Genomic DNA, 4,293 nt, shown 5'->3' on the forward strand with positions numbered 1-4,293 from the left:
TACATCGTGACGAATCGAGACGGGTCAAAATGTTCCAGTTTCGTAGCTAGGCGCTCGACGAGGATGTCGAAGTGGATCGTCTCGCATCGGCGCAACCAAGTTTGAATGGTCGACCAAGGAAGCAATGGCGTACCGAAAGTTGAGGCTGCCTCGCCAACAAAGTCAACTTCGGGGTGACGAATATCGTTGTCCCACAAGAAGTAAAAGAAGAGGCTGAGGTCATCCCTGAAGCTCGTGCCTGCTTCTGCGATCCAAGAACGAAGTAGCTCCATCAACGACGCATCGGTCATGCGGCGCGAAATTTCGTTCGAGAATCCGAGATAGGCGGTATTGAACCCCGTCGTCAGCAGCAGCTTTTCGAGCAGATGCGGAAGTTCTTCGAGTTCGTGGAATCCCTTACGAATGAGGACTTCTCGGAATAGCTCTCGATTAGAGTACGATCCATTGAGCCGTGCGCCGGGTGTTGACGCGTCGTTAGACTGTGCTTGTTCGTGATTGATGGTGTGAAAGAAGTTTGCGAAGTATGGCTTCCTGAGCTCCGAGTATTTCTGAAGCACCGCGCGGAGCAAGTCGTTGAGCTGCGCCTGTTCTTTCTTCTTTCCTAGCAAATCCTTCAGAAAACCCTTGGTTTGGTACTGAAATTCGGGATAGAAGGAGGGGTCAAGGGGAACTTGGACTGATTGCGGTGTTTGTTTTGCAGCCTCGGGAGTCGCTACCAGGGCGCACCACGGGCACTTTGTTTCGAAAGACGTTTTGCTGCAAGAGGTGCATTTGTAGATCACGGTGCGTCTCCATCCTCGAGTATGCGAACAGTGATGAAAAGTTGTCTGTTTTGGCGAAGCAACGGTGCGTTCAGCATCCTGGTCGGTACCCATCGGTCGTCGCCAGGTACTGGCGCGTTACGCTGCGGCGGAGCGACATAGTGTTGCGGCGCGAAAAAAATCTGTCTCGTGCTCGGGCATATCGTTTAACGTCAAGAGCGCCTCGAACTTTAGGATGCGACTCGAATATTTTCTGTCGGCTTGGGCCTACCGCGTTAGGCCAATGATTTTGCAAGGCTTTCCGCGCTCATTGCATCTCTGGATCGTCGCGAGCAGACAATGGATTGCGCTTGAAGGGCTGAGAACGCGCGCGGAACCGGAAGCGGGTCCCGCATCTACGAGAACTCTGAGAGAGCAGAGGCGTCGAATTGGTGTAGCAAGCCGCCTAAGAATGCGCACACGTTCGGACCCAATGTCTTAAAATCAATTTTTTATTACAGAATAGTCACGATGGTACGCAGAAGACGCCATAGGAAAAGTCACCTCGCTGCGGCGATAAAGCAATCTAGTCCAGCTGCGCAGAAGTTCTGGTCCATCCTTATCGTTCTAGCTTTTTTCTTTTCGATGTTCATGTACTTCTCACATTGAGGCTGCGCCGTAGTCGAATTTTTCGAAGATCGAAGCAATAGTCAACGCTCACTTCCTGGCTGAAAGCGGTCCAAAAGGAGAAGCCCACGAGGTGCACACGACAATGTCGCTGCGCTCGGCGTATTTAGGACGCGTCCAGCGCCGTCGCGCAGCTCGGCTTTCGACTGACGGAGGACGTGCGTTGCGGAGGTCAGCGCCAAGGTCGACATGCGACGGGAAGTTGCATCCGGGCAATAACTCACGTCACCTTGCCCATCTCGAGGAGCGAATGGCGAGTTCCAGGGAACGAGTGCGGCGTATTCGTCGACTATCTTCATTCCGGCAACTTCCTGAACAACCAGCGAAGATCGCGATAGGGCTCGATTCCATACGACGTTGACAGGAATGCGGCCAATGCCGCTATCGAAGATCGCGCGATTAGCAGGGCAGTCACGCGACAGAAATGAGGAGTTAGGGCATCCAGGGCATGTGGCGCTGCAGTCGCATCGCCACATTGCCCCGGCTCTCTCAGACGGTCTGACCGCCTTTTTGCCGCTCAGCCAACACCCGGTTGCGCCAGGTCCGGGCGACGCTCGTTCCGATTCTCTCGAATTCAATCCCACTTGCAACGCGCTCGAGGCACTGCAATTCCTGCAGAGCGCCTTCGCCGCAACGTTTTCCAAGCCGTTCTGCAAATCTCAGCTCTGCGTCGAGCTTCCGCTTGCGAAGCTCTGCGCAAATCCAATCGGCGGCTGCTTGCCATTCAGTTGGACGATCGTGCTTGGGGACACCCAGCATAATCTCAGCATTCGCTTCGTCGAACGCGTGGCTATGCAAAATCTCTCCAACTTCGCGCAATACGTCCTCAGCAGTCCTGCCGGGATTTTGAACGGCAGAACGCCAATCTGGGAAACGCTCCGAAATGGTTTCGACAAGCGCTGCCAGGTCTAAGTCGCGCCAAAACCTTGGAAGCGGCCTATATGCGTATTCGAAGGCGAGGCTCAGATGGCCCGCGTTCACGTCGGCGTCCCGGAGGCCGCAGTCGGACATGAAATCGACGATGGCTCTGACCACTTCGTTGTCGATGTTCGTTGCAGCTTGTTGGTTGAGTTCTTCGGTGTTCATGTTGTAGCGTTGGGAGTCGTGAGAGATGCCAATCCGGTTCGATGACGACTTTGTCGATTCTGAGGTCGCACTGGCGATCGTTGGTTCTCGAGAGAATATGAGCGACTGTCGATGGCACACATCCAGTTCAATACTCGTCTCTTTGTCCCCATGCAGGGGAAGGCCTTCGTCGATGGCAGTCGTCGAACGACAGACGGACCTGAGCGTCCACTCGGAAAGTCCCGTTCAATGAGCTTATTATAACATGAAATTCTGACAAGACGCAACGTATTAGAATTAAATGCCGCAAAATACGGATTATCTGGACGATATTCCTGAAAATACGCGGTGTTTTTGGGACGGGCTGCATTTTTGATAGGCGTGCGTCGATCGCGAAGGAGACTATGTCAGGCAGTCGCATGCAGCGCATCTGAGCCGCTCATGGCACGGTGAGGAGCGCGGGCGTTTCTCGCGGCAGTTCGTGTACGCGCGCATGAGGCCCGTCAGTGCGTGCTGCGATGAGTGCAGAGACGCATTGGCCAGCCAGAAGGCCGCGCGCGATTGCAACGCCCGATGAGCAGCTTGCACAAGGCGGCAGCGAGGAACGCGCCGTCGCCGTCAAGACCGCGAAGGGGCCGCAATGAAGAAGAGCGCGACAGTATGAAGGCGCCGGCGAACGCCGAGCCTCACCCCTTGGCTCGCTGCCATACGGACGCTTGTTCGAGGGGGCGGCAGCCAAGAAAGTGGATCGATCTATGAAAAAAGTCGCCGAACCTTCTGCGAAAAACTCCGTCCATTTTCGGCTGTATTCGGCTTCTCAAAGATCTGCCGTTCAATTCGTTAGTTTCTCGCCCTGTCATGTCCCTTCATTCGCACTATACGATTGGCGATGTTTGATTTACATCGATCGTCGACGCGCCTTCACCCGCACAGTGCGGCCGGCGTGTTCTCCAACTCAATACATAGAAGTCGCGAAATGCCAGTTTTCTTCGTCGCGCGCAAAGGTTTAAAGAAGCTGGATGGAAAGTTCAGCACAGCCATCTGGGCGCTGAGCGTGGACAACGTCGTCGAAGTTCATGGCCATCCGGACTGCCCGCATGTCGCAGAGGGATTGGAAGTCGGCGGTGCGTACCAATTCCAGGAAGAGCAGTGGTTCGCCGTTGCGAGGAAGGCGCGCGAATTTAGAAAGCGCATGGAGCAGTTGGCGGGATTGGTCGGGTATAACTGGCGCGCGGCGGGCGCAGATGCCCCTGGGCCGTTCCGCGAACTGTTTCGCTATCCTGGCGAATTCGGGACTTTCGGCCCAGTGGTCTCGGCAAAACTGGCCGCTGATTTCGCGGCGTGGGACGTCAGGGCGCTCGCACTCGGAAAGCGCTTCTACTTCTGGTTTGGGTTGATGTCGAAAATGTTTGAGTATGCGAAGGATGACGGCGCAGTCTGGCAAGAATAATCGATATGAATGGGATGGACGACGATATTGATGTGTGTGGCGGAACGGTGGAATCGGGAGCCTTGTTACCGCTGTGGGCACTCGGTAGAAGACCCTTTGAGTTCGCCGGAATGCGAGTCGATACCCCGTTCTTGACCTGCAAGATAGATGCGTCGCTGGCCGATTTCGTAGCGTCGTGTGAGGAAGGAGGGCAGCTCACTTTTGGCTGGTTCGAGACTCGCCAACCTCATTTCATCCGTCTGCGTTATCGCGACGTGGAAATCTATTGGCTCGTCGACCACAGCGACCCAGAGATCTAGGAGACTGTTCGGAGGTGGACGCTCGCTGGGCGGGTACCGATTAGGTTTGAGA

3 protein-coding genes and 1 pseudogene are annotated in these 4,293 nt (G+C 55.0%); 2 read left to right on the forward strand and 2 right to left on the reverse strand.

The window, feature by feature from the left end:
- Both P7F28_RS04610 and P7F28_RS04615 read right to left on the reverse strand, forming a co-directional pair.
- Positions 1 to 782, reverse strand: a pseudogene (locus P7F28_RS04610) (hypothetical protein); the annotation flags it as partial.
- A 1,134-nt stretch (positions 783 to 1,916) separates the two neighbouring features.
- On the reverse strand, positions 1,917 to 2,513 hold the full coding sequence (locus P7F28_RS04615; RefSeq protein WP_277183262.1) for a hypothetical protein: 597 nt from the start codon (positions 2,511 to 2,513) through the stop codon (positions 1,917 to 1,919).
- 955 nt (positions 2,514 to 3,468) lie between these two features.
- Here P7F28_RS04615 and P7F28_RS04620 point away from each other — a divergent pair.
- Positions 3,469 to 3,942 (forward strand): hypothetical protein, encoded by a 474-nt coding sequence (locus P7F28_RS04620; RefSeq protein ID WP_277183263.1) that lies wholly within the window; start codon positions 3,469 to 3,471, stop codon positions 3,940 to 3,942.
- Between the two features lie 14 nt (positions 3,943 to 3,956).
- Positions 3,957 to 4,241 (forward strand): hypothetical protein, encoded by a 285-nt coding sequence (locus tag P7F28_RS04625; RefSeq protein ID WP_277183264.1) that lies wholly within the window; start codon positions 3,957 to 3,959, stop codon positions 4,239 to 4,241.
- The last annotated feature ends 52 nt before the right edge of the window (positions 4,242 to 4,293 follow it).

The sequence above is a fragment of the Caballeronia sp. BR00000012568055 genome (assembly GCF_029439455.1).
Taxonomy (GTDB): Bacteria; Pseudomonadota; Gammaproteobacteria; order Burkholderiales; family Burkholderiaceae; genus Caballeronia.

Bases quoted from the DNA above. Each gene is read 5' to 3' on its own strand.
- P7F28_RS04625 (WP_277183264.1), top strand. From the start codon at position 3,957: ATGGACGACGATATTGATGTGTGTGGCGGAACGGTGGAATCGGGAGCC.
- P7F28_RS04615 (WP_277183262.1), bottom strand. From the start codon at position 2,513: ATGAACACCGAAGAACTCAACCAACAAGCTGCAACGAACATCGACAAC.
- P7F28_RS04620 (WP_277183263.1), top strand. From the start codon at position 3,469: ATGCCAGTTTTCTTCGTCGCGCGCAAAGGTTTAAAGAAGCTGGATGGA.